The organism is Plantactinospora sp. CA-290183 (genome assembly GCF_050936375.1).
Taxonomy (GTDB): Bacteria; Actinomycetota; Actinomycetes; order Mycobacteriales; family Micromonosporaceae; genus Plantactinospora.
Genome location: NZ_JBNJMX010000007.1, coordinates 52,138 through 75,945 on the forward strand (window position 1 = coordinate 52,138; position 23,808 = coordinate 75,945).

Consider the following 23,808-nt stretch of genomic DNA (forward strand, 5'->3'; position numbering starts at 1 on the left):
TACGCGGGTATATGGACTGCCTTGGAGGTGCCATGCGGGCTCGGCTACTGGCGTCAACCCTCGCGACCGCGCTACTGGCGAGCGGAAGCGTCAGCCCGCCCGCCCAGGCCGCCCCGTCCGGCGCCGCCGGATCCACCGGCGCGGCGTCGGCCGGCACGTCCGCCACCGTGGAACGCCTCATCGCCCGGATGAGCCTGCCGGAGAAGGTCGGCCAGCTCTTCGCCACCTACGTCTACGGCGGCGACGCCACGGCACCGAGCGCGGCCGACGCGGCGGCCAACCGGCAGGCGTACGGCGTCGACACCGGTGCGGAGGTCGTCGCCCGGTACCACCTCGGCGGCGTCATCTACTTCACCTGGTCCCACAACCTCGACTCGGTACGCCAGATCGCCACCCTCTCCAACGGACTCCAGGCCGCCGCCGGCAACGCGGGTGCCCGGATCCCCCTGCTGATCTCCACCGACCAGGAGCACGGCATCGTGCAGCGGATGCCGGCCCCGGCCACCCTCTTCCCGGGCAGCATGGCCCTGGGCGCCGGGCGCAGCCTCACCGACGCGTACACGGCGGCCCGGATCACCGGTCAGGAGCTGCGCGCCGTCGGCATCCGCCAGGTCTGGGCACCGTCGGCCGACGTCAACGTCGACCCGGCCAACCCGGTAATCGGGGTCCGCTCCTTCGGCAGCGACCCGCTGCTGGTCGCCGCGATGACCGCCGCCCAGGTGGTCGGGTTCCAGCAGGGCGCCGGGGTCACCGCCGCCGCGAAGCACTTCCCCGGGCACGGGGACACCAGGGACGACAGCCACACCGCGCTGCCGGTGATCGACCACAGCCGGGCCGAGTGGCAGCGGCTCGACGCACCGCCGTTCCGGGCCGCCATCGCCGCCGGCATCGACACCGTGATGACGGCGCACATCGTCGTACCGTCGCTGGACCCCTCCGGCGACCCCGCGACCCTCTCCCCGCCGATCCTGACCGGACTGCTCCGGGAGGAACTCGGGTTCCGTGGCGTCGTGGTGACCGACTCGCTGGCCATGGCCGGCGTCCGGCAGCGCTACGGCGACGAGCGGGTCCCCGTGCTGGCCCTGAAGGCCGGCGCCGACCTGCTGCTCATGCCGCCGGACCTGGACCTGGCGATCAACTCCGTACTGGCCGCGGTCGCCGACGGCGAGCTGACCGAGGCCCGCATCGACGAGTCCGTACGCCGGCTCCTCACCCTCAAGCAGCGACGCGGTGCCCTGACCGGCGCGCAGACGGTGGACCCGGCCGCCGCCGAGCGCCTGGTCGGCCGGGACGCGCACCAGCGCGACCTCCAGAAGATCACCGACCGTACGGTGACCGTGCTGCGCAACGACGCCGGGCTGCTGCCGCTGCGTCCGGCCGACCGGTCGGTGCTGGTGACCGGCTGGAACTCCGGAGCCTTCGACAACGTCGGCACGCTCGCCACCGAACTGGCCGCCCGGGGTGCCCGCACCACGCCGCTGCCCACCGGGCTGCCCACCGACGCGAAGATCGCCGAGGCGGTGGCGGCGGCACAGGCGAGCGAGCTGACCGTGGTGTTCACGCAGAAGTCCTGGGACACCGCGGTGACCGATCCCGGTGGCCGGCAGCAGAAGTTGGTGCACGCGCTGGCCGCCACCGGTCGGCCGGTGCTGGTGGTCGCCGTGCGCGACCCGTACGACGTCGGACACTTCCCCGAGGTGCCGACCCAGGTCACCACGTTCGGCTACACCCGGGCGTCGATCGGGTCGCTGGCCCGGGTGCTGACCGGGGAGGTCGCCCCGCGCGGCAGGCTGCCGGTGAACGTCCCCGATCCGGCCGACCCGTCGGGCGTGCGCTACCCGTACGGCCACGGCCTGACCTGGCGGACGCCGGCCTGACCCCGGCGGTCAGAACGGCCAGTCGCGTCAGAACGGCCAGTCGCGCAGGAAACGCAGGCCGAGCAGGAAGGCGACCACCGCCGGCCCGATGGCCAGGGCCACCGCCTGCGCGCGGTACGCGATCCGGTGCCGGAGCAGCTCCAGGCCGTTGCCGAGCACCACCACCCCGCCGGCCATGATGAAGCCGCCCCACCAGCCGGTCTCACCGAAGTCGAGCACGTCCTCGGCCAGCAGCAGCAGGGTCACCCCGAGGACGGCGGCGATCAGCGCCAGCATGGCGACCGTCCGGTGGAACGCCCGGGGCAGCGGATCGCCCGTGCGCCACAGGTAGGTCCCGGAGATGGCCAGCGCCGGCAGTGTGACCATGAGTGGCCAGCCCCGGCCCATCAGACCGAACATCAGCAGCGCACCCACCGCGAAGACCAGCCCGCCCACCGAGGCGAGCAGATATCCGAAGAAGGCCCGTCCGCCGCCGCGGGCCAGGAGCGGCCCGCCGGTCGCCCCGATCAGGGCACCCGGTACGAGGACGAAGCCGGCCCACCAGTGGAACCGCTCGACACTCTGGGCCGTCACCGTCACCACCGCGACCGCCACCCCGGCGACGGCGAGACTCGCCATCCACCGCCCGGCCAGGCCCAGCGGCCGGTGCCCCGCCACGCTATCCGTCTGCACGTTCACAGCTCTCGACTCTGCCCGCCGGCGCGGCGGCGGACCATCCCGGCAGCCCTACCATCCGCCGACCGGTTAGCCGCAACGCCCACGTCCCGGCCTCGAACCGGCCCGCCGTCACCCGGGCCGGGGGTGGTTCAGAAGTCCCCGCCACCGCCGAAATCGCCCCCGCCGAAGTCACCGCCACCGAAGTCACCCGCGGCGTAGTCGCCACCGCCGCCGGCGTCTCCGGCGTCGCCCTGGTCCGTCCCGTCGGCGTAGCCCTCCTGGTAGCCGGCGTCATAGCCGTACCCCGGATCGGCGAACGCCGGCGAGAAGAGCACGTCGGCGATCAGCATGCCGCCGATCACCCCCGCGCCGGCGGCGAGGCCCGTCTTCCACCAGGGGGTCGAATACCAGCCGGCCGGGACCGGCCGGCCCTGCATCCGCCCACCGGGGTAGTAGTAGGGCGTAGCGGCACCGGGTTGCGGCCCGGCCCGGAAGCTGCGCCCCTGCACCTCCACCTCGCGCGGCACGGTCAGCTCGCCGGCGCCCCGCGCGGCGGCCAGCGGCGGCAGCTCGGGACCCGGGTCGATGCCGAGCGCGGTCCGGGCCGCCCGGACGTAGGCGAGCCCCTCCAGCGCGGTCTCCCGGGCCAGCTCGTACTGCCGGGCACTGCGCGCCTGCTCGAGCTGGCTGCCGGCCGCGTTGTAGCGCTCCCCCGCGTCGGCCAGTGCCTGCCGGACCGCCGGCTCGGTGCCGTGCAGGTTCATCAACTGCCCGCCCAGCCGCTCGTACCAGCGGCTCGCCTCGGCGCGGGCGTCGGCGAGCTGCCGCTCCCGCCGGAGCGAACTCTCCCGCCGCCACCAGACGAACCCGGCGACGAGCAGGGCTGCGAGCAGCAGAAACCACAGCATCTCGACCATTACCCAACGGTACCCACGCGGTGCCAGGACCACGCCCGTCAGCTACCCGCGCAACGCGCCCGTCGTGCCCGTTTGGCATGCTTCGTCACGTGGACCTAGCGACGGTGGCCGTAGTGGTGGTCTGTCTCGTCGCCGGCGGGGCGGTGGGCTGGCTCGCGGCCACGGCGCGGTCGGCGACCCAGATCGCCCGGCTCGACGCGACCCTGCGGGCCACCCGGGACGGCGAGGGCCGGCTGGAGCAGTCCCTGCGGGCGCTCTCCTACGAGGCCACCGCGCAGTCGCAGGAGGCGGTGGCCCGGGCGGTGGCACCGCTGCACGAGACGCTGCGCCGCTACGAGCAGCGGGTCGCCGAGCTGGAGCACGACCGGGTCGACGCCTACGCGGAGCTGCGCGAGCAGGTGCGGTCGATGAACGCCGTCTCCGGCGAGCTGCGTACCGAGACCAAGCAGCTGGTGGCGGCGCTGCGGGCGCCGCAGGTCCGGGGCCGGTGGGGCGAGCACCAGCTCCGCCGCATCGTCGAGGCCGCCGGCCTGCTGGAGCACTGCGACTTCTCCGAGCAGGTGACCGCCAGCACCGACCATCAGGTCGTCCGCCCGGACCTGGTGGTCCGGCTGCACGGCGGGCGCTCGGTGGTGGTGGACGCCAAGGCGCCGTTCGACGCCTACCTGACCGCGATGGAGGCCCGGGACGAGCACGGGCGGGACCGGCACCTGGACGCGCACGCCCGGCACCTGCGGGGACACGTCGACGCCCTGGCCGCCAAGTCCTACTGGTCGGCCTTCGACCAGTCGCCGGAGTTCGTCGTCCTGTTCGTCCCGGCCGACCCGTTCCTGGACGTGGCGCTGCAACGGGACCCCACGCTGCTGGAGCACGCGTTCACCCGCAACGTGGTGCTGGCCACCCCGGCCACCCTGGTCGCGCTGCTGCGTACGGTGGCCTATTCGTGGCGGCAGGAGGCGCTGGCCCGCAACGCCGTCGCCGTACACACGCTGGCCCGCGAGCTGTACGGCCGGCTCGGCACGCTCGGCGAGCACGTCGGCAAGCTCGGCGGGGCGCTGGGCGGCGCGGTGACCGCGTACAACCGCGCGGTGGGTTCGCTGGAGGCCCGGGTGCTGGTCAGCGCCCGCAAGCTCGCCGACCTCGGTGTGGCCGGCGAGGACCTGCCGGTGCCGCCACAGGTCGAGACGGCGCCCCGGCAGCCGCAGGCGCCGGAGCTGCTCGACGCGGTGGCGGGCGGGCCGGTGGCGGCCGACGCGGTGGCGGCCGGGCCGGTGGCGGGCGAGGGAGCGCGCGACCGGTCGGCGGCGACCCGGATCGGCGATCCTGACTAGACGGTGTCCGGACCGGCAACCGCCGCTGGGGTCCCCGACCCTCTCGATCGGACAGTCGTCCCCGCCGAATCGCCCGGTTCGCGCGCCGACCAGCCGACTCATGTCACGGGCTGGTCACAACGGCCCGTGCGGTAGTGACAGGGGCACCCCGATCGGCGATGGTTCCGGTCACGTGCGCCCTGCAATACAGGGCCCTGTTCTCTTGGAGGAGAGAACGTGAGTAGATCCCGCTTCCGGAGCCGGCGAATATCAGCCGGGCTCCTCGCCTCGGTCGTGGCGGTGGGCGGCATGACGCTCGCGGGCGGCGCCACCACCGCGAGCGCCGACCCGACCACCGAGCCCAGCGTGCTCAAGGACAGCCGGTCCGACACCCTCGGATCACGTGACCTCGAACTGCTCGCCGAGGCGAAGTCCCGGGGCGAGAAGAACGTGACGCTGCTGATCGCCGCCGAGAGGGGCGAGTCGGGCGACGTGGCGGCCGCGCTGAAGAAGCTCGGTGCCAGCATCCCCAAGCGCGTCGACGAGGTCGGCTACCTGCGGGCCCGGGTACCCACCGGGAAGGTGCTCGCCGTTGCCTCGCTGGCCGGCGTCGCCGCGGTGGACCTGGACGACAAGATCAAGCTCCCGAAGCCGGAGCCGACGCCGGCCCGGGCGAGCGCCAAGTCGTCGAAGCTGGCGGCGGCCGCCCCCGGCGCCGACACCCCGGCCGCCAACCCGTACCTGCCGACCCACGAGATCGGCGCGGTGGACTTCAAGGCGGCGCACCCGAACTGGGACGGCCGGGGCGTCACGATCGGCATCATGGACACCGGGGTGGACCTCGACCACCCGGCGCTGCAGACCACCTCCACCGGGGAACGCAAGATCGCGGACTGGTTCACCGCCACCGACCCGCTCCTCGACGGCGACGCGACCTGGCGCATCATGCGGGACGAGGTGACCGGCCCGAGCTTCAGCTACGCGGGCGCGACCTGGACCGCGCCGGCCGGGACCTACCGGATCAACCGGTTCGCCGAGTCGATCACGGCGGCCAGCCCGCCCGCGGGTGACATCAACCGCGACGGCGACACCACCGACCAGTTCGGCATCCTCTACGACCCGACCACCCACGACATCCGGGTCGACGTCAACCTGAACCGCGACTTCACCGACGACGCGGTCATGCGCCCGTACGCCGAGCGCTACGACGTGGGCCACTTCGGCGCCGACAAGGCCGACACCCCGGTACGGGAACAGAGCCCGTTCGTCGTCGAGTTCCGCGAGGACGTGGACACCACCGAGGCCGGCCTGCCCGGCGCGTACGACTTCGTCAACATCGGCCTGGTCGAGTCCGCGCACGGCTCACACGTCGCCGGCATCACCGCCGCGAACGACATGTTCGGCAACACCAACCTGGACGGTGGGGCGCCCGGCGCCAAGCTGGTCTCCGGGCGGGCCTGCAGCTGGGGCGGCGGTTGCAGCTTCGCCGCGCTGACCGACGGCCTCGTCGACATGGCGGTCAACCGCGACGTGGACGTCATCAACGTGTCGATCGGCGGTCTCGGGCAGCTGAACGACGGCAGCGACACGCGCGCCGAACTCTACGGCCGAATCATCAACGAGCTCGGTGTCCAGCTGGTGTACTCGGCCGGCAACTCCGGCCCCGGCATCAACACCATCGGTGACCCGTCCACGATCACCAACGTGATCAGCGTGGCCGCCGGGATCAGCCGGGAGACCTTCCTGTCCAACTACGGCTCGGAGACCCGCACGCCGTACCAGCTGCTCTACTTCTCCTCGCGCGGCCCCCGCGAGGACGGCGGGTTCAAGCCGAACATCACCGCGCCGGGGTCGGCGATCTCGACCACGCCGCTGTGGCTGCCGGGCAACCCGGTCGCCGAGGCGGGCTACCCGCTGCCGCCGGGCTACCAGATGTTGAACGGCACCTCGATGTCCGCGCCGCAGGTCACCGGCGGCATCGCGCTGCTGCTCTCGGCCGGCAAGGCCAACCGGAAGCTGATCACCCCGGCCGCGCTGCGCCGGGCGATGTACTCGTCCGCGACCTGGATCGACGGCGTACCGGCGCACGGCCAGGGCAATGGCCAGTTCACCGTGCCCGGCGCCTGGGAACTGCTGGCCGGTGCCGCGATCGAGACCCGCGACTACACCGTGAACGCACCGGTCTGCACCCCCCTGTCGGACCAGCTGGCGTCCCCGGGCCGGGGCACCGGGATCTACAACCGGTGCGCCGTCGGCCAGGGTGGACAGCGGCCCGGCGTGGTGAAGACCTACACCGTGAAGATCACCCGTAACAGCGGGCCGAACCGGAACGTCAAGCACGCCGTACGGTGGGTCGGCAACGACGGCGCGGTCTTCCGCAACGCGCCGAAGAACCTGAACCTGCCGCTGAACAAGACCGTCACCTTCAGCGTCGAGGCGAAGGCGGGCGTCGGCGCGCACAGCGCGATCATGGAGGTGGACGATCCGACCACCCCGGCCGTCGACTTCGAGATCCTCAACACGGTCATGATCGGCGAGGTGCCGGCGAAGAAGGACTTCTCCTTCTCGGCCGGCGACAACGTCGACCGCAATCTCTTCCGGTCCTACTACGTCACCGTTCCGGAGGGCGCGGGGTCGCTGCAGGTCAACCTCACCGGCATCGCACCCGGGTCGCAGACCCGGTTCATCGCGATCAACCCGTACGGCGTCCCGGAGGACGAGAACGCCAGTACGGCCTGCTTCAGCAACTTCTCCGACGCCACCGTCTGCAAGCCGGAGGAGCGGTCGTACGACAACCCGATCCCGGGGATCTGGGAGATCGAGGTCGAGTCGCGGCGTACCTCCCCGCTGCTGGAGAACCCGTACCAGTTGCAGGCCCGGATCCAGGGTGTCGAGATCGAGCCCTCCACCGTCGAGCTGCCCAGCGTGGTCGCCGGCGAGGCCACCCCGGTCACCTTGACGGTGACCAACGAGTTCGGCCCGGTCGTGGTGACCGGCTCGGGCGGGCCGCTCGGCAGCGCCGTCGACACCCGGCCGACCATCGCCCAGGACGAGGCCAAGACCTACGAGGTCGTCATCCCGGCCGGGGCCAGCCGGTTCGAGGCCGCCATCGGCAACACCGCCGACGCCGGCGCCGACCTGGATCTCTACGTCTTCAAGGACGGTGTCCGGCTGGCGTACGACGCCGACGGCGACTCGGAGGAGGCCGTCTCGATCGCCAACCCGGCGGCCGGGACGTACGAGGTCGTGGTGGAGGGCTACTCGGTGCCGGCCGGCACCACCGAGTTCGACTACCGCGACGTGTTCTTCTCGACCGCGCTGGGCACCGTGTCGGCACCCCCGACCTACACCTCGCTGGCCCACCGGGAGAGCACCACCATCACCGGGTCGGTCACCGCGCTGTCGGGCGCGGCCGCCGGGCGGCAGCTCAGCGGTGAACTCCGGGTGGTGACCGTCGAGGGCGCGGTCGTCGGCACCGCCACCGTGTCGATCGGTACCGTCAGCTAGCACCGTCGGTCGTCACGGCCGACAGCACCGGCAAGGCCCGACCACGGAGCCCGTCCCCACCCCGGGGGCGGGCTCCGTGCCGTCGGCGGGCCCGCGTGGCGCGCGTCGGATCGCCCCGGTGAGCCGGCTCAGGCCGGGCTGGCGTTCTCCACCACGAACGGTGTGCCCTGCTGGCAGGTCGTCATCAGGTCGCTTCGGACCCGTCCCGTCACCGTCACCCGGGCGCCCGCCCTCAGCACCTCGCGGGAACCGCCGACCAGCAGGTAGTTCTCCAGCAGCAGGCAGTTCGCCTCCACCCCGGCCTGGACCGTGCCGCTCAGTGTGGTCGTACCCGAGGCTGTGCCGGGCGGCGGACCCGGCGGCTTGCCGGACGGTACGGGCGGGAACCCGGAACCTGTCGGCGCGGGCGGTGCCGGATCGGAGCCGGTCGGGCCGGGCTGGGCGGACGGGGTCACCGGCGCTCCTGACGACCCGGTCGGCGGCGCGCCCGGCCCACCGCAGGCACCCGCTCCGAGAGCCAGCAGGGCGACCAGGGCGGGCGCGACGAGCCGGGGGCTACTCATGGCAGTCGGACGCGGCCGTCGCGCACCGCGTTCCCGCCGCCGGTCAGCCGTTGCCGGCGAGGGCGGTCTGCTCGGCCCGGGCCGCCGCGGCGGCCTTCATGTCCCGCCTGAGTTCCTGGGGCAGCGAGAAGGTGAGCCGCTCGTCGGCCGTGGTCACCTCGGTCACCTCGCCGAAGCCGCGCGCGGCCAGGTGGTCGAGCACCTCCATGACCAGCTCGTCCGGCACGCTCGCCCCGGAGGTGACACCGACCGTGGACGCCCCGACCAGCCAGTCGTCGGAGATTTCCGAGGCGTAGTCGACCAGGTGTCCGCCGCGGGCACCCGCGTCCACCGCCACCTCGACCAGCCGTACGGAGTTCGACGAGTTGCGCGAGCCGACCACGATCACGACGTCGCACTCGGCGGCGATCTCCTTGACCACGTGCTGGCGGTTCTGGGTGGCGTAGCAGATGTCGTCGCTGGGCGGGGACTGGAGCAGCGGCAGCCGGCGCTTGAGCCGGGCGACGGTCTCCATGGTCTCGTCGACCGAGAGGGTGGTCTGGGAGAGCCAGACGACCTTCGAGGGGTCCCGTACGGTGACCCGCTCGGCGTCCTCCGGTCCGTCGACGAGCTGGATGTGCGCCGGGGCCTCACCGGCGGTGCCGACCACCTCTTCGTGCCCCTCGTGCCCGATGAGCAGGATGTCGTAATCGTCCGCGGCGAACCGCCGGGCCTCGTGGTGGACCTTCGTCACCAGCGGGCAGGTGGCGTCGATCGCCCGCAGCGACCGGGCCCTCGCCTGTTCGTGGACCTCGGGCGCCACGCCGTGGGCGGAGAAGACCACGGTGGCGCCCTCGGGCACCTCCTCGTTCTCCTCCACGAAGATGGCGCCGTCGCGTTCCAGGGTGGAGACCACGTGCTTGTTGTGCACGATCTGCTTGCGGACGTAGATCGGCGCCCCGTAGAGCTTCAGGGCCTCCTGCACGGTCTGCACGGCACGGTCGACGCCGGCGCAGTAGCCGCGGGGCTTGGCCAACAGCACGCGCTTGCGGGTCTGGGATGTCGCCTGAGCCTCGGTCACCCGCCCAGTCTACGTTCCACCCCCCGCCCCACCCCCGCCCCGCGCCCCCACCCCCGCCCGCCCCGGCGGCGCCCCGGTCTCCCCCGGTGATCAGGGAGCTGTTCCCGCGTGTCGTCGGCGCGTCGCCGTACCGGCTCCCTGATCACGCGGATCACCGCAGCACGGCGGGCCCGGCTCGGCGCGCCCGACGCGGCGGGGCCGCCGACGACCGGGGGCCGGGGCGGCGATCGTAGGCTGACCCGATGACCGATTCCGGGCTGCCGCGCAGCACCGCCGACGAGCCGTGGCCGGTCCGGGTGGTCAGCCAGAAGCTGAGCGCCTGGATCGCCAAACTGGGCTGGGTCTGGATCGACGGACAGGTCGCCCAGATCAGCCGGCGTCCCGGCGCGGCCACCGTCTTCCTCACCCTGCGCGACCCGTCGGCCGACCTCAGCCTCACCGTCACCACCAACCGGGACGTGCTGGACGCGGGGGCGCCGGAACTGGCCGAGGGTGCCCGGGTGGTGCTGCACGCGAAGCCGGAGTTCTACGCGGCGCGCGGCACGTTGAGCCTGCGCGCCGACGAGGTCCGCCAGGTCGGCCTCGGCGAGCTGCTGGCCCGGCTGGAGAAGCTGAAGAAGCTCCTCGCCGCCGAGGGACTGTTCGACCGGGCCCGCAAGCGCCGGCCGCCGTTCCTGCCCAACCGGATCGGCCTGATCACCGGCCGGGCGTCCGCCGCCGAGCGGGACGTACTGACCAACGCGCGACGCCGGTGGCCGGCCGTCCAGTTCCGCACGGTCAACGTCGCGGTACAGGGGCCCACGGCGGTTCCGCAGATCATCGACGCCCTCAAGGTGCTGGACGCCGATCCGGGCATCGACGTGATCGTGCTGGCCCGGGGCGGCGGCGGGGTGGAGGATCTACTGCCCTTCTCCGACGAGGCGCTGTGCCGGGCCGTCTTCGCCTGCCGTACCCCGGTGGTCAGTGCGATCGGCCACGAGACCGACATCCCGCTGCTCGACTACGTCGCCGACGTACGCGCCTCCACCCCGACCGACGCGGCCAAACGGATCGTCCCGGACCTGGGCGAGGAGCTGCGGCTGATCCGGATGGCCCGGGACCGCCTCGACCGCGCGGTCGTCGGGCTGATCGACCGGGAGACCCACCGGATCGAGGCGTGGCGCTCGCGGCCGGTACTCGCCCGCCCGGAGCTGCTGCTCGACCAGCGGGCCGCCGACGTGACGGCGCTGCGCGACCGCGCCCGGCGCTGCGTGGTACACCGGCTCGGCACCGCCGCCGGGGAGCTGACCCACACGGTGGCCCGGCTCCGCGCGCTCTCGCCGGCCGCCACCCTGCACCGGGGGTACGCCATCGTGCAGCGCGCCGACGGCCACGTGGTCCGCGCGCCGGCGGAGGTCGCGCCCGGCGATCCGCTGCGGGTACGCCTCGCCGAGGGGGAGCTGACGGCGACCGCCGACGGAGCGGCCAGCGGTCCCGAAACGGCGGACCGACCGGCGGCCCCGGAGCCGAAACCTGGACCGCAGCCGCAGCCGCAGCCGGAGCCGCGGGCCGACGGGACGCCGCGCCGGCGGACGAAGAAGACCGGTGCCCCCGGGTGACGACCGATGATCCACGAAGAGGAGAGATGACGGAGCAGGAAGAGCACGCGGACGGCCCCGGCGCGGGCCTCAGCTACGAGCAGGCCCGCGCCGAGCTGGCCTCGGTGGTCGAACGGCTGGAGGCCGGCGGCACGTCGCTGGAGGAGTCGCTGGCGCTGTGGGAGCGCGGGGAGCGCCTGGCGGAGATCTGCCAGGGCTGGCTCGACGGCGCCCGGGAACGCATCGACGCCGCCCGGCAGGTCCGCGAGGCGTCCTCGTCCTGACCGATGGGGTGCCGGTTCCCCGGGCGCCCCCGTCCAGCGTCGGCTCAGGGCGGCGTCGGCTCAGCGCAGCGAGGTCGCCAGGTGGCGCAGGTCGTCCTCGGGTACCGGACCGACGACGATCACCGTACGGGTGGGTTCCAGCAGTACCAGGGCCAGCTCGCCGGGGCGCGCGGTGTACCGCTGCCAACTCCGCCCGCCGAGGTCGGTCAGTCCCTGCTGCCGGGCGTCCCCGGTCAGCTCGGCCGGCAGCAGCCCGTCGGCCGGCACGTTGCTCTGCAGCAGCTGCACCCCACCGCCGGACGGTGTCACGTACCCGAGCCGCAGGGTCGCCCCGGCGTCGGCGCGCTGGAAGACGGCACTGATCGTGGTCCACCCGTCGGCCAGGCCGGTCGGCTCGCTGACCGGGAAGGCGCCGGCCGCCCGGGCCTGGCTGAGCGCGGGGGCGGCGTCGACCGGCGCCGGCTGGTCCGCGCCGAGGAAGCCCCGGCCGAAGCCGATCAGCAGGGCGATCGGGACGAGGAGCACCAGCAGCGAGATCACGATGTCCCGGGTCGAGCGCTCGGCGCGGAGCGCGGTCGGCACCACCGGCTCGGCGCCGGGGGTCACCTCCGGCTCGTCGGGGAGCCGGTCGTCCTGCGTACCGTCGGCGGGCTGGGCTCTGTTCACCCACCTATCTTGACAGCCGTCCGGGGCGGCGGGATCGAGGCCTTACCCGGGATCTGGCCCATCGGCCCCCCGAACCGGCGTTAACTTGACCTGCGTGTCAGGATCCCTGACAAAGCCGGCGGCAGCGTGGCCGCGCCGCGCCGGCCCACCCCGCAGCGCCGCGAGGAGGAGCCGACATGACCAGCACGAGGACCCGTGTCCCGCAGAATCTGGACCGTAACCTGGCCCTGGACCTGGTCCGGGTCACCGAGGCGGCGGCGATGGCCGCAGGCCGGTGGGTCGGTCGGGGCGACAAGGAGGGCGGGGACGGCGCCGCCGTCGACGCGATGCGCAAGCTGATCAACTCCATCCCGATGCACGGTGTCGTGGTGATCGGCGAGGGCGAGAAGGACAACGCCCCGATGCTCTTCAACGGCGAGCAGGTCGGCGACGGCAGCGGGCCGGAGGTCGACGTGGCGGTGGACCCGGTCGACGGGACCACCCTGATGAGCAAGGGCATGCCGAACGCCCTGGCTGTGCTCGCGGTCGCCGAGCGGGGGGCGATGTTCGATCCGAGCGCCGTCTTCTACATGGAGAAGCTCGCGGTCGGCCCGGTCTACGCCGACGTGATCGACATCAACGCCGGGGTGGCGGAGAACCTCCGGCGGATCGCCCGGGTCAAGAACACGGACATCTCCGAGGTCACCGTCTGCGTACTGGACCGGCCCCGGCACGCCGACCTGGTCCAGCAGATCCGCCGGGCCGGGGCCGGCATCCGGTTCATCAGCGACGGGGACATCGCGGGCGCCATCGCCGCCGCCCGGGGCGAGTCCGGGGTCGACGTGCTGATGGGGATCGGCGGCACCCCGGAGGGCATCATCGCGGCCTGCGCGCTCAAGTGCATGGGCGGGGCGATGCAGGCGAAGCTCTGGCCGCGCGACGACGAGGAGCGGAAGAAGGCGCTCGCCGCCGGCCACGACCTCGACCGGGTGCTCGGCACCGACGACCTGGTCACCGGCGACAACTGCTTCTTCGTCGCCACCGGCGTCACCACCGGCGACCTGCTGCGCGGCGTGCGTTACCGCGCCGGCGGCGCGTACACCCAGTCGATCGTGATGCGCTCCAAGAGCGGCACCATCCGGGTGATCGACTCGTACCACCGGCTGGAGAAGCTGGCGCTCTACTCGGCCGTCGACTTCGACGGCCGGCCCCTGGCCGAGCAGGACTGACGGGTCCGGCCGGTCAGTGCGGCGCGCCCGACCCGATCCCGGCGGTCTCCCGCAGCGCCACGTCCAGCGGGGTGGGCTCGATGCCGAACGCGGCTGTCGCCGCCGAGGAGTCCAGCACGAACGGCCGCCGGAACTGGTACGCGGTCTCCCGCAGCTCGCGGGCGGTCGGGTCGAGCAGCCCGCCGAGCCAGAGCACCGGGCTCGGCAGGCTGGCCAGCCGGGGCGCCGGGGCGCCGGCGAGTTCCGCGAGCCGGGCCGTGAGGCGGCGGATGGAGATCGGCGGCTGGCTCGGTACGTGCCACGGTCGTCCCCAGGCCCGTTCGTCGGCCGCGGCGGCGACCAGCGTACGGGCCACGTCGCCGACGTACGTCCAGCTGTGCGGGGCGTCCAGGTCGGCCGGCACGTACGCCCGGCGGCCGGCGAGGACCTTCGGCACGATGAGCACGGTCACCGGGGTCTGCGCGTCCGCCCCGAGGTAGTCCGAGCCGCGTACCTCGGTCATCCGGATCCGACCCGCCCGGTGCGCGGCGAGCGCCTCCCGCCACATCCGGGCCCGGACCTCCCCCTTCGCCCCGTTCGGTCGCAGCGGGGTCTCCTCGGTGAGCGGCCCGTCCACCGGACCGTAGCCGTACAGGTTGCTGGTGACGGCCAGGACGGCGCCGGTCCGCTCGGCGACGCTGGTCAGTGCCGCCGCGATCGGTGGCCAGTCGACCGGCCAGCGGTGGTAGGCGGGGTTGACGCAGTTGTAGAGCGCCACCGCGTCGGCGCTGAGCTGGACCAGCCGGTCCCGGTCGTTCGCGTCGGCCGCGACCCGCTCGATCCCGGGATGCTCCGGGCCCACTCCCCGGCGGCTGACCAGCCGGACCCGCTCACCCCGGTCGGCGAGTATCCGCGCGGTGGCCCGGCCGACCGGACCCGCTCCGACGACCACATGGTTCGACATCGGCCACCTCCACGATCCCCCGGGAAGAGAGCGCCGCTCTCTGGATCGTGCGCCAGTCTCCTCGCCGGTTCGAGGCTAGTCAAGAGCAGCGCTCTCGTTGGTGTTCTATGATCTCAAGCATGTCCGCATCCTCGATCCGGGCCCGGGTCCGCGCAGAGCTGACCGGGGAGATCAAGGCGATCGCCCGGCGTCACCTGGCCACCGACGGCGGGAACCTCTCACTCCGGGCCGTCGCCAGGGACCTCGGCATGGTCTCGTCGGCCGTGTACCGCTACTTCCCCAGCCGGGACGCGTTGCTCACCGCGCTGATCGTCGACGCGTACGAGGCGCTCGGCGCGGCGGCCGAGGCCGCCGACGCGGCGCTGTCCCGCACCGACCTGCGGGGGCGGTGGCTCGCCGTCGGCCACTCGGTCCGGTCCTGGTCGCTGTCCCATCCCGCCGAGTACGCCCTGCTCTACGGCAGCCCGGTGCCCGGCTACGCCGCCCCGACGGAGACCGTGCCGCCCGGCCAGCGGGTGACCCTGGCACTGGTGCGGATCGTGCTGGACGGGGCCCGGACCGGCCGGCTCACCCCGCCGGCCGGGTCCGCACCACCGCCGGCGGTACGCGCGGACCTGGAGCGCCTCGTCCGGCGGTACGGCGGCGGGCTTCCCGCCGACGATCTCGCGCGCGCCCTGGCCGGGTGGAGCCAGCTCTTCGGCCTGGTCAGCTTCGAGGTGTTCGGCCGGATCGGACAGGTGGTCGAGGAGCCCGGGGCCTATTTCGAGCACCAACTGCGACTGACGGCCGACCTCGCCGGGCTGCCCGGCTGAACCACCGGCCGGCGCCCCGCCCCGTCCAGCCCCGTCCCGTCCCGCCCCGGGGAGCGTCGGTCAGCTGGCGTCGGAGGAGTGGCCCGGGAAGAGATGGGCGGCGGGATCGATCGCCACGGCCGCGTTGTTGACCGCGGTCGCGGCCTCACCGAAGCCGGTGGCGATCAGCCGGACCTTGCCCGGATATTCCGTGATGTCGCCGGCCGCGAAGACCCGGGGCAGGTTGGTGAGCATCGTGCTGTCGACCCGGATGTGCCGCCGGTCGAGCCCGAGACCCCACTGGGTGAGTGGCCCGAGGTCGGCGGTGAAGCCGAGCGCGGCGACCACGGTGTCGACCGGGACGCTCTCGGTGGCACCGCCCTTGACCGCGATCTCCGCCCCGGTCACCGCCCCGTCCCCGTGCAGCCGGGTCACCTCGGCGTTCACCACGATGCGTACGGACAGGTCCCGTACCCGGTCGACGGTCGCGGCGTGCGCCCGGAACCGTTCCCGACGGTGCACCAGGGTGACCGAGCGGGCCAGCGGCTGCAGGGCCAGGGCCCAGTCGAAGGCGGAGTCGCCACCGCCGACGATCAGCACGTCCTGCCCGGTCAACTCGACCGGCTGCGGTACGAAGAAGACGATGCCGCTGCCCACGAAGGTCTCCGCGGCCGGCAGCGGACGCGGGGTGAAGCTGCCGAGCCCGGCGGTGATCAGGATGGCGCCGCAGTGCAGGTCCTCGCCGTTGCCGAGGCCGAGCACCGGCTTGCCGTCGAGGTAGGAGAGCTTCTCCGCGCGGACGCCGAGCAGGTATTCGGGGTGGAACGCGTTCGCCTGGCTGACCAGGTTGGCCACCAGGTCCCGCCCCTTGATCGAGGGCAAGCCGGCGATGTCGAAGATCATCTTCTCCGGATACATCGCGGTGACCTGCCCGCCGGGCTCCGGCAACACGTCGACGAGGGCGACCGAGAGCCCACGGAACCCGGCGTAGTACGCGGCGAAGAGACCGGTGGGGCCGGCTCCGATTATGGCGACGTCGACCTCGCGCATGTGTTCACCGTCACTTCCGCCCGCGGTCCGATCTACGCCCGCTGACGCGACCGTAGGCGGACAGCCCACCCCGGGCAATACACGTCCCACCAACGGGGTAGCCGGCGACACCGGCGGCAGGCGCCGCCTGTCAGGGCAGGGTGAGGCTGGACTCCGACCGGTACGGGTCGTCGTCGCGCGGGCGGCGCCGACGGAACAGCACCGCCGCGACCACCCCGCCGAGGAGCCCGAAGAGGTGCCCCTGCCAGGAGATCGGCTCGTCGGTCGGCAGCACCCCGAAGAGCTGCCAGCCGTAGAGCAGGCCGACCAGCAGGACGACGCCGAAGTTCCACCAGCTCCGCTCGACGATCCCCCGCATGAGCAGCAGCCCCAGGTACCCGAAGATCACCCCACTGGCGCCGACCACCACCGAGTTGGGCGAGCCGGTGATCCACACCCCGAGCCCGCTGACGAACGTGATCACCAGGGTGGAGTAGAGGAACCGGCGGGCGCCGGCGGCCAGCACGAAGGTGCCGAGCAGGATCAGCGGCACGCTGTTGCTGTAGAGGTGGTCGAAGCCGTGGTGCAGGAACGGCCCGAAGAAGATGCCGTCCAGCCCGTCGATGTGCCGGGGGATGATCCCGGCGGTGGCGTCCAGCCCGGCCTGCAGCCAGACGTCCAGCGCCTCGATCGCGAACAGCAGTGGCACGACGGCACACATCGCCACGAACGCCCGGCCGAGCGAGGCGTAGAACGCCTCGGTGCCGAACCGGGTGGGATCGTTGCCCCGGGAGAACGGATCGAACGTCACGTGCACGTTGCTACCAGCTTGACCGGGCAACCGCCACTCCTGGCCCCGACACCGCGCGCCGCGCGGCGGGGTCGACGACGGCGGGAGGGGCCCGGACCGACCGGTCCGGACCCCTCCGCCGTCGAACTGCCGGTCCGGCCGGTCAGTACCACCCGACGTCCTGGGAGTGCCCCCAGGCGTCGCAGGGCGTGCCGTACCGGCCCTTGATGTAGCCCAGACCCCACTCGATCTGGGTCGCGGGGCTGGTCCGCCAGTCGGCGCCGGCCGAGGACATCTTGCTGCCCGGCAGGGCCTGCGGAATGCCGTACGCCCCGGAGGAGCGGTTCTCCGCCTTGTGGTTCCAGCCGCTCTCCTTGGACCAGAGCTTGTCCAGGCACGGCATCTCGGCGAGCTCGAATCCCTCGCTGAGCAGCACGGCACAGCCGATCTTCCGGTTGCCGCTGAATTCGTTGCACGAGGCGGGAATCGGGCCCGTGTACGGCTTGGTCGCCTCCTCGGCGGCCTTCTTCTCCGCCGCCGCGCGTTCCCGCTTCCGGCTCGCCGCCTCCTCGGCCCTGCGGGCCCGTTCCGCCGCCGCCTTCGCGAGCGCGGCCGCCTTGCGCGCCGCCTCCTGCTCGGCCGCCCGCTGTGCGACGGTCGCATTGATGTGTGCGGCGTGCCGCTCACGGAGCAGGTCCCACTCGGCCTGCTGGGCCACGAGCGCGGACTCCGCCTCAATGCTCTGTTGCTGGGTTTCCCGGTCTTCGCCCAGGTAGTAGCCGCCACCAACGCCACCCACGAGCAGCGCGACGGCGAGTCCCCGGACACCCAACCGGCTCCACAGCCGACTCACGAAGTGGTCCCTTCGTCGGGGGCAAGGACACGGCACGCCAGCGACCCGTGCGGGCCTCCGGTCACGCCGCGAGCGCCCCGACCCGGTCCCGGATCGCGACGCCGATCGACTTTCGTCAATCGGCGCCCGCCACCGGAATCTCGATCGTCGACGATGCTCCGGTGACGCAGGCGCTCGACAGACACCATTGCGCACAGTGGGACCCTTGGGAAACCACAGGCGTGTTTTGTGATTTCCATCACGCCATTTATTACCCATAATCTGGGCAAACATGGGTCACTTTCAGTTACAGCGGGATCTCCTCCAGCAGATCCGTGACCACCTCGGCGATCGGGGACCGCTCCGAGCGGGTCAGCGTGACGTGCGCGAAGATCGGATGCCCCTTCAACGCCTCGATCACGGCGGTCACCCCGTCGTGCCGTCCGACCCGCAGGTTGTCCCGCTGGGCGACGTCATGGGTCAACACCACCCGGGAACCCTGCCCCACCCGGGACAACACGGTGAGCAGCACGCCACGCTCCAGCGACTGGGCCTCGTCGACGATCACGAAGGCGTCGTGCAGGCTGCGCCCGCGGATGTGGGTCAGCGGAAGGACCTCGAGCATGCCCCGGGCCAGCACCTCGTCCATCACGTTCTCGTGCACCACCGCCCCGAGGGTGTCGAAGACCGCCTGGGCCCACGGCGACATCTTCTCCGTCTCGGAGCCGGGCAGGTAACCCAGCTCCTGGCCGCCGACCGCGTAGAGCGGACGGAACACGATCACCCTCTTGTGCCGCCGCCGCTCCATCACGGCCTCCAGCCCCGCGCAGAGCGCCAGCGCCGACTTCCCGGTCCCGGCCCGGCCACCCAGCGACACGATGCCGATCGACTCGTCCAGCAGCAGGTCCAGCGCGATCCGCTGCTCGGCGGAACGGCCCCGCAGCCCGAACGCCTCGCGGTCACCGCGGACCAGCCGTACGGTCTTGTCCGGAAGCACCCGGCCCAGCGCGGAGCCGCGCGGGGAGTGCAGGACCAGGCCGGTGTGCGCGGGCAGGCCGGCGGCCTGGTCCAGGTCGAGGGCGGCGTCGTCGTACAGCCGGTTGACCTGCTCCTCTCCCAGCTCGAGCTCGGCCATCCCGGTCCAGGTCGGGTCGCTGGCCTGGCCGTGCCGGTACTCGTCGGCGGTGAGGCCGACGGCGGCGGCCTTCACCCGCAGCGGCATGTCCTTGCTGACCAGGGTGACCGCACGCCCCTCCGCCGCCAGGTTGAGGGCGACCGACAGGATCCGGGTGTCGTTCGACTCGCTGCGGAAACCGGGCGGCAGCACGCCGTCGTCCGCGTGGTTCAGCTCCACCCGCAGCGTGCCGCCGACGTCGTTGGCCGGCACCGGCTGGTCCAGCCGCCCGTGCCGGACCCGCAGGTCGTCCAGGAGCCGCAGCGCCTGCCGGGCGAACCAGCCGAGTTCGGGGTGGTGGCGCTTGCCCTCCAGCTCCGAGATCACCACCAGGGGCACGACCACCTCGTGCTCGGCGAACCGGCGGAAGGCACCGGGATCGGAGAGCAGCACGGAGGTGTCCAGGACGTACGCCCGGCCGGATGGTGCGGGCTCCGCACCGTCGGCGGGCGGGGCCGACCGGGCCCGGCGGGCGCCCCGGCCCCGGCCCCCCGGCCTGCCGCCGGTGGTGTCCTGCTCCTCGGCCGGGTGCGGTGCGTCGGCCCCGGAATTGGTACGGCGAGTCGTCACAGGCCTGCTCCGGCGGGTGTGCACCCGGCCACCCGCGATCCGCCTCGTCCGGTGCCCGGAGACACGGGGTCGGATGCGGGCCCCGTGCGTGCAGTCGCAAGGTCCGGGCCGGCCGGCTGGCTCGGGACGACCCCGGGCCATGCCTAGACGCTAGCGGCCGGACGCCGGCTTGGGCTAGGGCACGCGCTGTGGATCTCAGCACGCGCTGTGGATCTCAGCATGCGCCGGTCGGTCCCGGCCCGGCCGCTCGGCGGGCCGGGTTGGGCGGAGCCGGTGGACCGGCCGGGATGCATGCCCCCTGCGCGCATCCCGGCCGGCGGGATCACCGTCACCGGTCTGAGGTGATCCCGACGGTGCGCGTCCGATGAACGGACCTGCGCACCGCATTCGCGGGTGACCGCTCACCCCACCGCGCCGCGGGCTAGACGTGCCGCCCGGCTAGGGCGTCGGTGGAGTGCCGTCCGCCGTTGGTCGCGGTCCCCGCGAAAGAGGCGCCCGTATATGTCGTTCCCTGACCTACGACGGTGTGGGCGTTGTGCGTTGTGGTGGGTGATGGCACCGCCAGCACCGAGGCGATGGCCGCCTGCGCCTCCCGACGACGACGGTTCCATGCCCCCCGGTCGCCGTCGAAGTAACCCTGCCGGTAGCCGAACCGGTAGCCGATCCGGTAACTCAGCTGCCCGTGCAGCCGACCGGCCGCGTAACTCGCCGAACCGAGCAGCAGGACGAGAAAGATGACAAAGAAAGGGCTCACGTCTCCTCCGACCCGAAGGAGGTCGGGTCGGAGATGAGCAGGCGATCGAGATCGTCCGTACTCACCTCCTCGACCAGCTCCACACTGATCCGGCAGCCGTCGAGGACGACCTCGGCGACGGAGGCGCGCCGGATCTCGCCGCCCGCGTCGTACACCCGGACACTCAGTTCCGGGCAGCCGAGATGGGTCCGCCACGAGTTCCACTCCGCCCGGTCGCCCACGTTCAGCGAGAGATAACGGCAGCCCCGGGCGAGGTACAGCCGCCATGGTGCACTGAGGCCGGCGGCGACGCCGTCGGCGATCAGTCCGAATGCCTGGGCACGGGTTGCTACTTCGGTCACCCGGCTCCTCCTGTCACGAGGGAGTGACCCACGTGTGCACGAAATGTCCTAAGCACGAGACAAACCGTAGAACGTCCCATACGCGTGACAGTATCAGCTTTTCGTCTGATTACCCCCACACCTACGTACATCTATTGTGACCAGGTGATACCCCTCGACACAAGCCGTAAGGCCGACCGGAGTAAATGTGAAGTTGTGTCACACACGCAATACACATCGGCCCGGGTCCCCCCGGATCCGGGCAGCTGGCCGTACCGTCGGCAGGTGCCGGACCGCGCCCACGGACGGAAAATCGCCTTCGCCGCCTTCGTACGCAAGGCCCTCGACGACGCCCGCGTCACCCGCGCCTGGACCGGTACGGAGGTCTCCCGGCGCACCGGCGTCTCCCGCCAGACCATCAACCGATGGGTACGCGGCGAGTGGGCCAACGACCCGGAGGCCGAGCGGGTCGTCGCGTTCTGCGAGGGGCTCGGGCTCAACCCGAGCGTCGCCTTCGGAGTGCTCGGCTGGGACCGGAGCACGCCCGCCCGGCCGGCACCGAGCGCACCCCCGATGGACCCGGACGTCGAGGCGCTGCTGCGCCGGCTGGTGGATCCGAACGTCTCCGAGGCGGAGAAGTTTCACATCCGGGAAACCATCAGATACCTCGCATACCGTCCGGCTCTGCCGACAGATGTCCGAAAAGGGCGGAAACAGGCCGGCTAGTTACTCAGATGGCGCAACTTCGCACGGTGGCCCCAGCCATCCCGGTCCGGTAGCCGAATAGTCGCGCTAACGTGCGTTTTTGTACTGCTTGGGCTCGTCGTCGGCGGGGGACGGGACAAGGCCGAACCCAGCCCTGCGGGACAGAAGGAGGGTCAAGCCATGACCCTGAAGTGGATGGCAGTTCTCGTCGCGACGGTGTCCCTGACCCTGTTCGTGACCGCCAACGTGGCGGTCGGCACGGTGCACGGCGACCCCGTTCCGTTTCTGGTGAACGTGCTCGCCGTTGCCGCCGCCGGCACCGCCACCGTCCTGGCCGTCGTCGCCGAACTCCACGAGCGGATCGACGGGCGGATCACCGCGCTCACCGAGTTTCTCATCGACCGGCTCAACGAACTCGACCACAACGCCGGCGACCGCAACGCGGGCTTCGTCGAGGGCTATCTGCTGAGCCACGGCGGCAAGGATTCCGCCGTGGTGTCGATCGGGCCGCGCCTGCATGGTCGCCGGGCCATGCTCGGCGGTGACGACTGATCCGCCGCCAGCGACGACCGGGGTTCACCGGACCGCCGCTGCGGCGGCGATCGCCCGGGGTACGCTGACGCCCGTGCGGCCGATCAACGCGGGGAACCAACGCCTGCCCCGTCCCCTGACCGCGGAGCAGGCCTGGCGGGCGACCGCCGATCGGGCCGAGCGCTGCGTACTCTTCTTCGACTTCGATGGCACCCTCGCCCCGGTGCGGGACGACCCGACCGCGGTCGAACCAGCGCCGAAGGTGCTGGCCGCCATCGACTCCCTCAGCGCCGTCGTGCAGCGGGTGGCGATCGTCTCGGCCCGGCCGGTGGAGTTCCTCCGGGACCGCTTCGCCGGCCTCGACGGGGTGGACCTCTACGGCCTCTACGGGCTGGAGCACCGCCACGCCTCCGGGGAGACCGTCACCGAGGAGGCGGCCCTGCCCTGGGTGCCGACCATGGCCGAGCTGGCCGACCGGGGCCGCGACGAGCTGCCCGACGGTGCGCTGGTGGAATACAAGCGCCTCTCCGTCGCCCTGCACTACCGCACCGCTCCGCACCTCGCCGGCGCGATCGAGCGGTGGGGTCGGGACCAGGCCGAGCGGCTCGGCCTGCGCCTCCAGGTCGGCCGGATGGTGCTGGAGCTCAAGCCGCCGGTCGACCGCGACAAGGGCATGGTGATCGGCGAGGCGGTCCGCTCCGCCGGCTGCGCCTGGTACTTCGGCGACGACGTCTCCGACATCAAGGCCTTCGCCGCGCTGCGGGCCCAGGAGGAGGCCGATCCGGACTTCTTCGGCATCTGCGTCGCGGTCGCCAACCCGGAGACCGGCGACGAGGTCTCCACCGCCGCCGACCTGGACATCGAATCCCCGGAGGCGCTCGGCGACTTCCTCACCGAGGCCGTGCACCAGATCAGCTGAGCCGCCCCTGCCGGCCGGGACCGGGCCGGGCGGTCACCCCTAGGCGCCGTAGCGGCGCTGCCGGTTGGCGTACGAACGCAGGGCCCGCAGGAAGTCGACGCGCCGGAAGTCCGGCCAGTTGAGCTCGCAGAAGTAGAACTCCGAGTGGGCCGACTGCCAGAGCAGGAAGCCGGAGAGCCGCTGCTCCCCGCTGGTCCGGATGACCAGGTCCGGGTCGGGCTGCCCACGGGTGTAGAGGTGCTCCGCGATGTGTTCCACGTCGAGCACCTCGGCGAGTTCCTCGATCGTGCCGCCGGACGCCGCGTGCTCGTACAGCAGGGAACGGACGGCGTCGGCGATCTCCCGGCGCCCGCCGTAGCCGACCGCGATGTTGACCTGGGCCCCGCCGACCCGGTCCCGGGTCCGCTCCTCGGCCGACTTCAGCGCGGCGGCGGTCTGCGCCGGCAGCAGGTCGAGCGCGCCGACCATGCGCAACCGCCAGGGGTTGCCCTCCTCCGCCAGCTCGACCACCAGGTCCTCGATGATCTGCACCAGCGGATCCAGCTCGCTGGCCGGACGGCGCAGGTTGTCGGTGGCGAGCAGGTAGAGCGTGACGTGCCCGATGCCGGCCTGGTCGCACCAGCCGAGAACATGCTTGATCTTGGCCGCGCCGACCCGGTGCCCGTCGTTGGGGTCGACGAAACCCATCTCCCTGGCCCACCGCCGGTTGCCGTCGCACATCACCCCGACATGCTTCGGCACGGGCTTGCCGGCGAGCTTCGCCTGGAGACGGCGCTCATACACCGAGTAGATAAGGTCCCGCAGACTCATCCCTTGCAGACTAC

The 23,808-nt window shown here is 72.5% G+C and carries 23 protein-coding genes; 10 read left to right on the plus strand and 13 right to left on the minus strand.

Features of this window, described 5'->3' with window-relative positions; genetic code table 11:
* Nucleotides 1-32: 32 nt before the first annotated feature.
* Nucleotides 33-1,877, plus strand: coding sequence for a glycoside hydrolase family 3 protein (locus ACQEUR_RS14825; protein WP_433030541.1), 1,845 nt, complete (start codon nt 33-35; stop codon nt 1,875-1,877).
* Nucleotides 1,878-1,904: 27 nt separating this feature from the next.
* On the opposite strand, the gene ACQEUR_RS14830 is transcribed toward ACQEUR_RS14825, so the two are convergent.
* On the minus strand, nt 1,905-2,549 hold the full coding sequence (locus ACQEUR_RS14830; RefSeq protein ID WP_433030543.1) for a hypothetical protein: 645 nt from the start codon (nt 2,547-2,549) through the stop codon (nt 1,905-1,907).
* A 134-nt stretch (nt 2,550-2,683) separates the two neighbouring features.
* Nucleotides 2,684-3,451, minus strand: a complete 768-nt coding sequence (locus tag ACQEUR_RS14835; RefSeq protein ID WP_433030545.1) for a hypothetical protein — start codon at nt 3,449-3,451, stop codon at nt 2,684-2,686.
* Nucleotides 3,452-3,528: 77 nt separating this feature from the next.
* On the opposite strand from ACQEUR_RS14835, the gene ACQEUR_RS14840 reads away from it, so the two are divergent.
* Nucleotides 3,529-4,782 (plus strand): DNA recombination protein RmuC, encoded by a 1,254-nt coding sequence (locus ACQEUR_RS14840; RefSeq protein WP_433030547.1) that lies wholly within the window; start codon nt 3,529-3,531, stop codon nt 4,780-4,782.
* Nucleotides 4,783-4,998: 216 nt separating this feature from the next.
* Nucleotides 4,999-8,268: a S8 family serine peptidase gene (locus ACQEUR_RS14845; RefSeq protein ID WP_433030549.1), complete on the plus strand. Its 3,270-nt coding sequence runs from the start codon at nt 4,999-5,001 to the stop codon at nt 8,266-8,268.
* Nucleotides 8,269-8,396: 128 nt separating this feature from the next.
* Here the strand turns inward: ACQEUR_RS14845 and ACQEUR_RS14850 are convergent, their stop codons facing one another.
* Entirely contained in the window at nt 8,397-8,831 is a 435-nt protein-coding gene (locus ACQEUR_RS14850; RefSeq protein WP_433030551.1) for a hypothetical protein, read from the minus strand.
* Nucleotides 8,832-8,874: 43 nt separating this feature from the next.
* Nucleotides 8,875-9,891 carry a 4-hydroxy-3-methylbut-2-enyl diphosphate reductase gene (locus tag ACQEUR_RS14855; protein WP_433030553.1) on the minus strand — a complete coding sequence of 339 codons (1,017 nt, stop codon included), beginning with the start codon at nt 9,889-9,891 and terminating at the stop codon, nt 8,875-8,877.
* Nucleotides 9,892-10,133: 242 nt separating this feature from the next.
* Between ACQEUR_RS14855 and xseA the strand changes: the two genes are divergently transcribed.
* Nucleotides 10,134-11,489, plus strand: coding sequence for an exodeoxyribonuclease VII large subunit (xseA, locus tag ACQEUR_RS14860; RefSeq protein WP_433030555.1), 1,356 nt, complete (start codon nt 10,134-10,136; stop codon nt 11,487-11,489).
* A 26-nt stretch (nt 11,490-11,515) separates the two neighbouring features.
* Complete coding sequence (locus ACQEUR_RS14865; protein WP_433030557.1) at nt 11,516-11,752, plus strand: exodeoxyribonuclease VII small subunit; 237 nt, start codon at nt 11,516-11,518, stop codon at nt 11,750-11,752.
* Nucleotides 11,753-11,812: 60 nt separating this feature from the next.
* Here ACQEUR_RS14865 and ACQEUR_RS14870 read toward each other — a convergent pair whose 3' ends face one another.
* Nucleotides 11,813-12,358, minus strand: a complete 546-nt coding sequence (locus ACQEUR_RS14870) for a DUF4245 domain-containing protein (RefSeq protein ID WP_433031020.1) — start codon at nt 12,356-12,358, stop codon at nt 11,813-11,815.
* A 236-nt stretch (nt 12,359-12,594) separates the two neighbouring features.
* Here ACQEUR_RS14870 and glpX point away from each other — a divergent pair, with 236 nt between their 5' ends.
* A complete protein-coding gene (glpX, locus tag ACQEUR_RS14875; RefSeq protein ID WP_433030559.1) occupies nt 12,595-13,626 on the plus strand; it encodes a class II fructose-bisphosphatase in 1,032 nt (343 codons plus the stop codon).
* Nucleotides 13,627-13,639: 13 nt separating this feature from the next.
* Here the strand turns inward: glpX and ACQEUR_RS14880 are convergent, their stop codons facing one another.
* A complete protein-coding gene (locus ACQEUR_RS14880) occupies nt 13,640-14,569 on the minus strand; it encodes an NAD-dependent epimerase/dehydratase family protein (RefSeq protein WP_433030561.1) in 930 nt (309 codons plus the stop codon).
* Nucleotides 14,570-14,688: 119 nt separating this feature from the next.
* On the opposite strand from ACQEUR_RS14880, the gene ACQEUR_RS14885 reads away from it, so the two are divergent.
* Nucleotides 14,689-15,381, plus strand: a complete 693-nt coding sequence (locus tag ACQEUR_RS14885; RefSeq protein WP_433030563.1) for a TetR/AcrR family transcriptional regulator — start codon at nt 14,689-14,691, stop codon at nt 15,379-15,381.
* A gap of 60 nt (nt 15,382-15,441) precedes the next feature.
* Here ACQEUR_RS14885 and ACQEUR_RS14890 read toward each other — a convergent pair whose 3' ends face one another.
* From ACQEUR_RS14890 to ACQEUR_RS14915, 6 genes are all read right to left on the minus strand, one after another.
* On the minus strand, nt 15,442-16,410 hold the full coding sequence (locus ACQEUR_RS14890) for an NAD(P)/FAD-dependent oxidoreductase (RefSeq protein WP_433030565.1): 969 nt from the start codon (nt 16,408-16,410) through the stop codon (nt 15,442-15,444).
* Nucleotides 16,411-16,540: 130 nt separating this feature from the next.
* Nucleotides 16,541-17,200 carry a rhomboid family intramembrane serine protease gene (locus ACQEUR_RS14895; RefSeq protein WP_433030567.1) on the minus strand — a complete coding sequence of 220 codons (660 nt, stop codon included), beginning with the start codon at nt 17,198-17,200 and terminating at the stop codon, nt 16,541-16,543.
* Between the two features lie 142 nt (nt 17,201-17,342).
* Nucleotides 17,343-18,032, minus strand: coding sequence for a lytic transglycosylase domain-containing protein (locus tag ACQEUR_RS14900; protein WP_433030569.1), 690 nt, complete (start codon nt 18,030-18,032; stop codon nt 17,343-17,345).
* A gap of 286 nt (nt 18,033-18,318) precedes the next feature.
* Nucleotides 18,319-19,755, minus strand: coding sequence for a PhoH family protein (locus ACQEUR_RS14905; protein ID WP_433030571.1), 1,437 nt, complete (start codon nt 19,753-19,755; stop codon nt 18,319-18,321).
* Nucleotides 19,756-20,176: 421 nt separating this feature from the next.
* The gene (locus ACQEUR_RS14910; RefSeq protein WP_433030574.1) at nt 20,177-20,509 is read right to left on the minus strand and encodes a hypothetical protein; all 333 of its coding nucleotides are present in this window, start codon (nt 20,507-20,509) and stop codon (nt 20,177-20,179) included.
* On the minus strand, nt 20,506-20,850 hold the full coding sequence (locus tag ACQEUR_RS14915; RefSeq protein WP_433030577.1) for a hypothetical protein: 345 nt from the start codon (nt 20,848-20,850) through the stop codon (nt 20,506-20,508). Before ACQEUR_RS14915 ends, ACQEUR_RS14910 begins: the two co-directional genes overlap by 4 nt.
* Nucleotides 20,851-21,114: 264 nt before the next feature.
* Here ACQEUR_RS14915 and ACQEUR_RS14920 point away from each other — a divergent pair, with 264 nt between their 5' ends.
* The 3 genes from ACQEUR_RS14920 to otsB all read left to right on the plus strand — a co-directional run bounded on the left by ACQEUR_RS14920 (nt 21,115) and on the right by otsB (nt 22,984).
* Entirely contained in the window at nt 21,115-21,555 is a 441-nt protein-coding gene (locus ACQEUR_RS14920; RefSeq protein WP_433030580.1) for a helix-turn-helix domain-containing protein, read from the plus strand.
* A 159-nt stretch (nt 21,556-21,714) separates the two neighbouring features.
* Nucleotides 21,715-22,086 carry a hypothetical protein gene (locus ACQEUR_RS14925; RefSeq protein WP_433030583.1) on the plus strand — a complete coding sequence of 124 codons (372 nt, stop codon included), beginning with the start codon at nt 21,715-21,717 and terminating at the stop codon, nt 22,084-22,086.
* 73 nt (nt 22,087-22,159) lie between these two features.
* The gene (gene otsB / locus ACQEUR_RS14930) at nt 22,160-22,984 is read left to right on the plus strand and encodes a trehalose-phosphatase (protein WP_433030586.1); all 825 of its coding nucleotides are present in this window, start codon (nt 22,160-22,162) and stop codon (nt 22,982-22,984) included.
* A 39-nt stretch (nt 22,985-23,023) separates the two neighbouring features.
* Here the strand turns inward: otsB and ACQEUR_RS14935 are convergent, their stop codons facing one another.
* The gene (locus tag ACQEUR_RS14935; protein WP_433030589.1) at nt 23,024-23,794 is read right to left on the minus strand and encodes an isoprenyl transferase; all 771 of its coding nucleotides are present in this window, start codon (nt 23,792-23,794) and stop codon (nt 23,024-23,026) included.
* Between the last annotated feature and the right edge of the window lie 14 nt (nt 23,795-23,808).

Excerpts from the sequence above, each read along its gene's own strand:
- ACQEUR_RS14825 (WP_433030541.1), top strand. The coding sequence starts at position 33 with ATGCGGGCTCGGCTACTGGCGTCAACCCTCGCGACCGCGCTACTGGCG.
- ACQEUR_RS14835 (WP_433030545.1), bottom strand. The coding sequence starts at position 3,451 with ATGGTCGAGATGCTGTGGTTTCTGCTGCTCGCAGCCCTGCTCGTCGCC.
- ACQEUR_RS14840 (WP_433030547.1), top strand. The coding sequence starts at position 3,529 with ATGCTTCGTCACGTGGACCTAGCGACGGTGGCCGTAGTGGTGGTCTGT.
- ACQEUR_RS14850 (WP_433030551.1), bottom strand. The coding sequence starts at position 8,831 with ATGAGTAGCCCCCGGCTCGTCGCGCCCGCCCTGGTCGCCCTGCTGGCT.
- xseA (WP_433030555.1), top strand. The coding sequence starts at position 10,134 with ATGACCGATTCCGGGCTGCCGCGCAGCACCGCCGACGAGCCGTGGCCG.
- ACQEUR_RS14865 (WP_433030557.1), top strand. The coding sequence starts at position 11,516 with ATGACGGAGCAGGAAGAGCACGCGGACGGCCCCGGCGCGGGCCTCAGC.
- glpX (WP_433030559.1), top strand. The coding sequence starts at position 12,595 with ATGACCAGCACGAGGACCCGTGTCCCGCAGAATCTGGACCGTAACCTG.
- ACQEUR_RS14880 (WP_433030561.1), bottom strand. The coding sequence starts at position 14,569 with ATGTCGAACCATGTGGTCGTCGGAGCGGGTCCGGTCGGCCGGGCCACC.
- ACQEUR_RS14885 (WP_433030563.1), top strand. The coding sequence starts at position 14,689 with ATGTCCGCATCCTCGATCCGGGCCCGGGTCCGCGCAGAGCTGACCGGG.
- ACQEUR_RS14890 (WP_433030565.1), bottom strand. The coding sequence starts at position 16,410 with ATGCGCGAGGTCGACGTCGCCATAATCGGAGCCGGCCCCACCGGTCTC.
- ACQEUR_RS14925 (WP_433030583.1), top strand. The coding sequence starts at position 21,715 with ATGACCCTGAAGTGGATGGCAGTTCTCGTCGCGACGGTGTCCCTGACC.
- ACQEUR_RS14935 (WP_433030589.1), bottom strand. The coding sequence starts at position 23,794 with ATGAGTCTGCGGGACCTTATCTACTCGGTGTATGAGCGCCGTCTCCAG.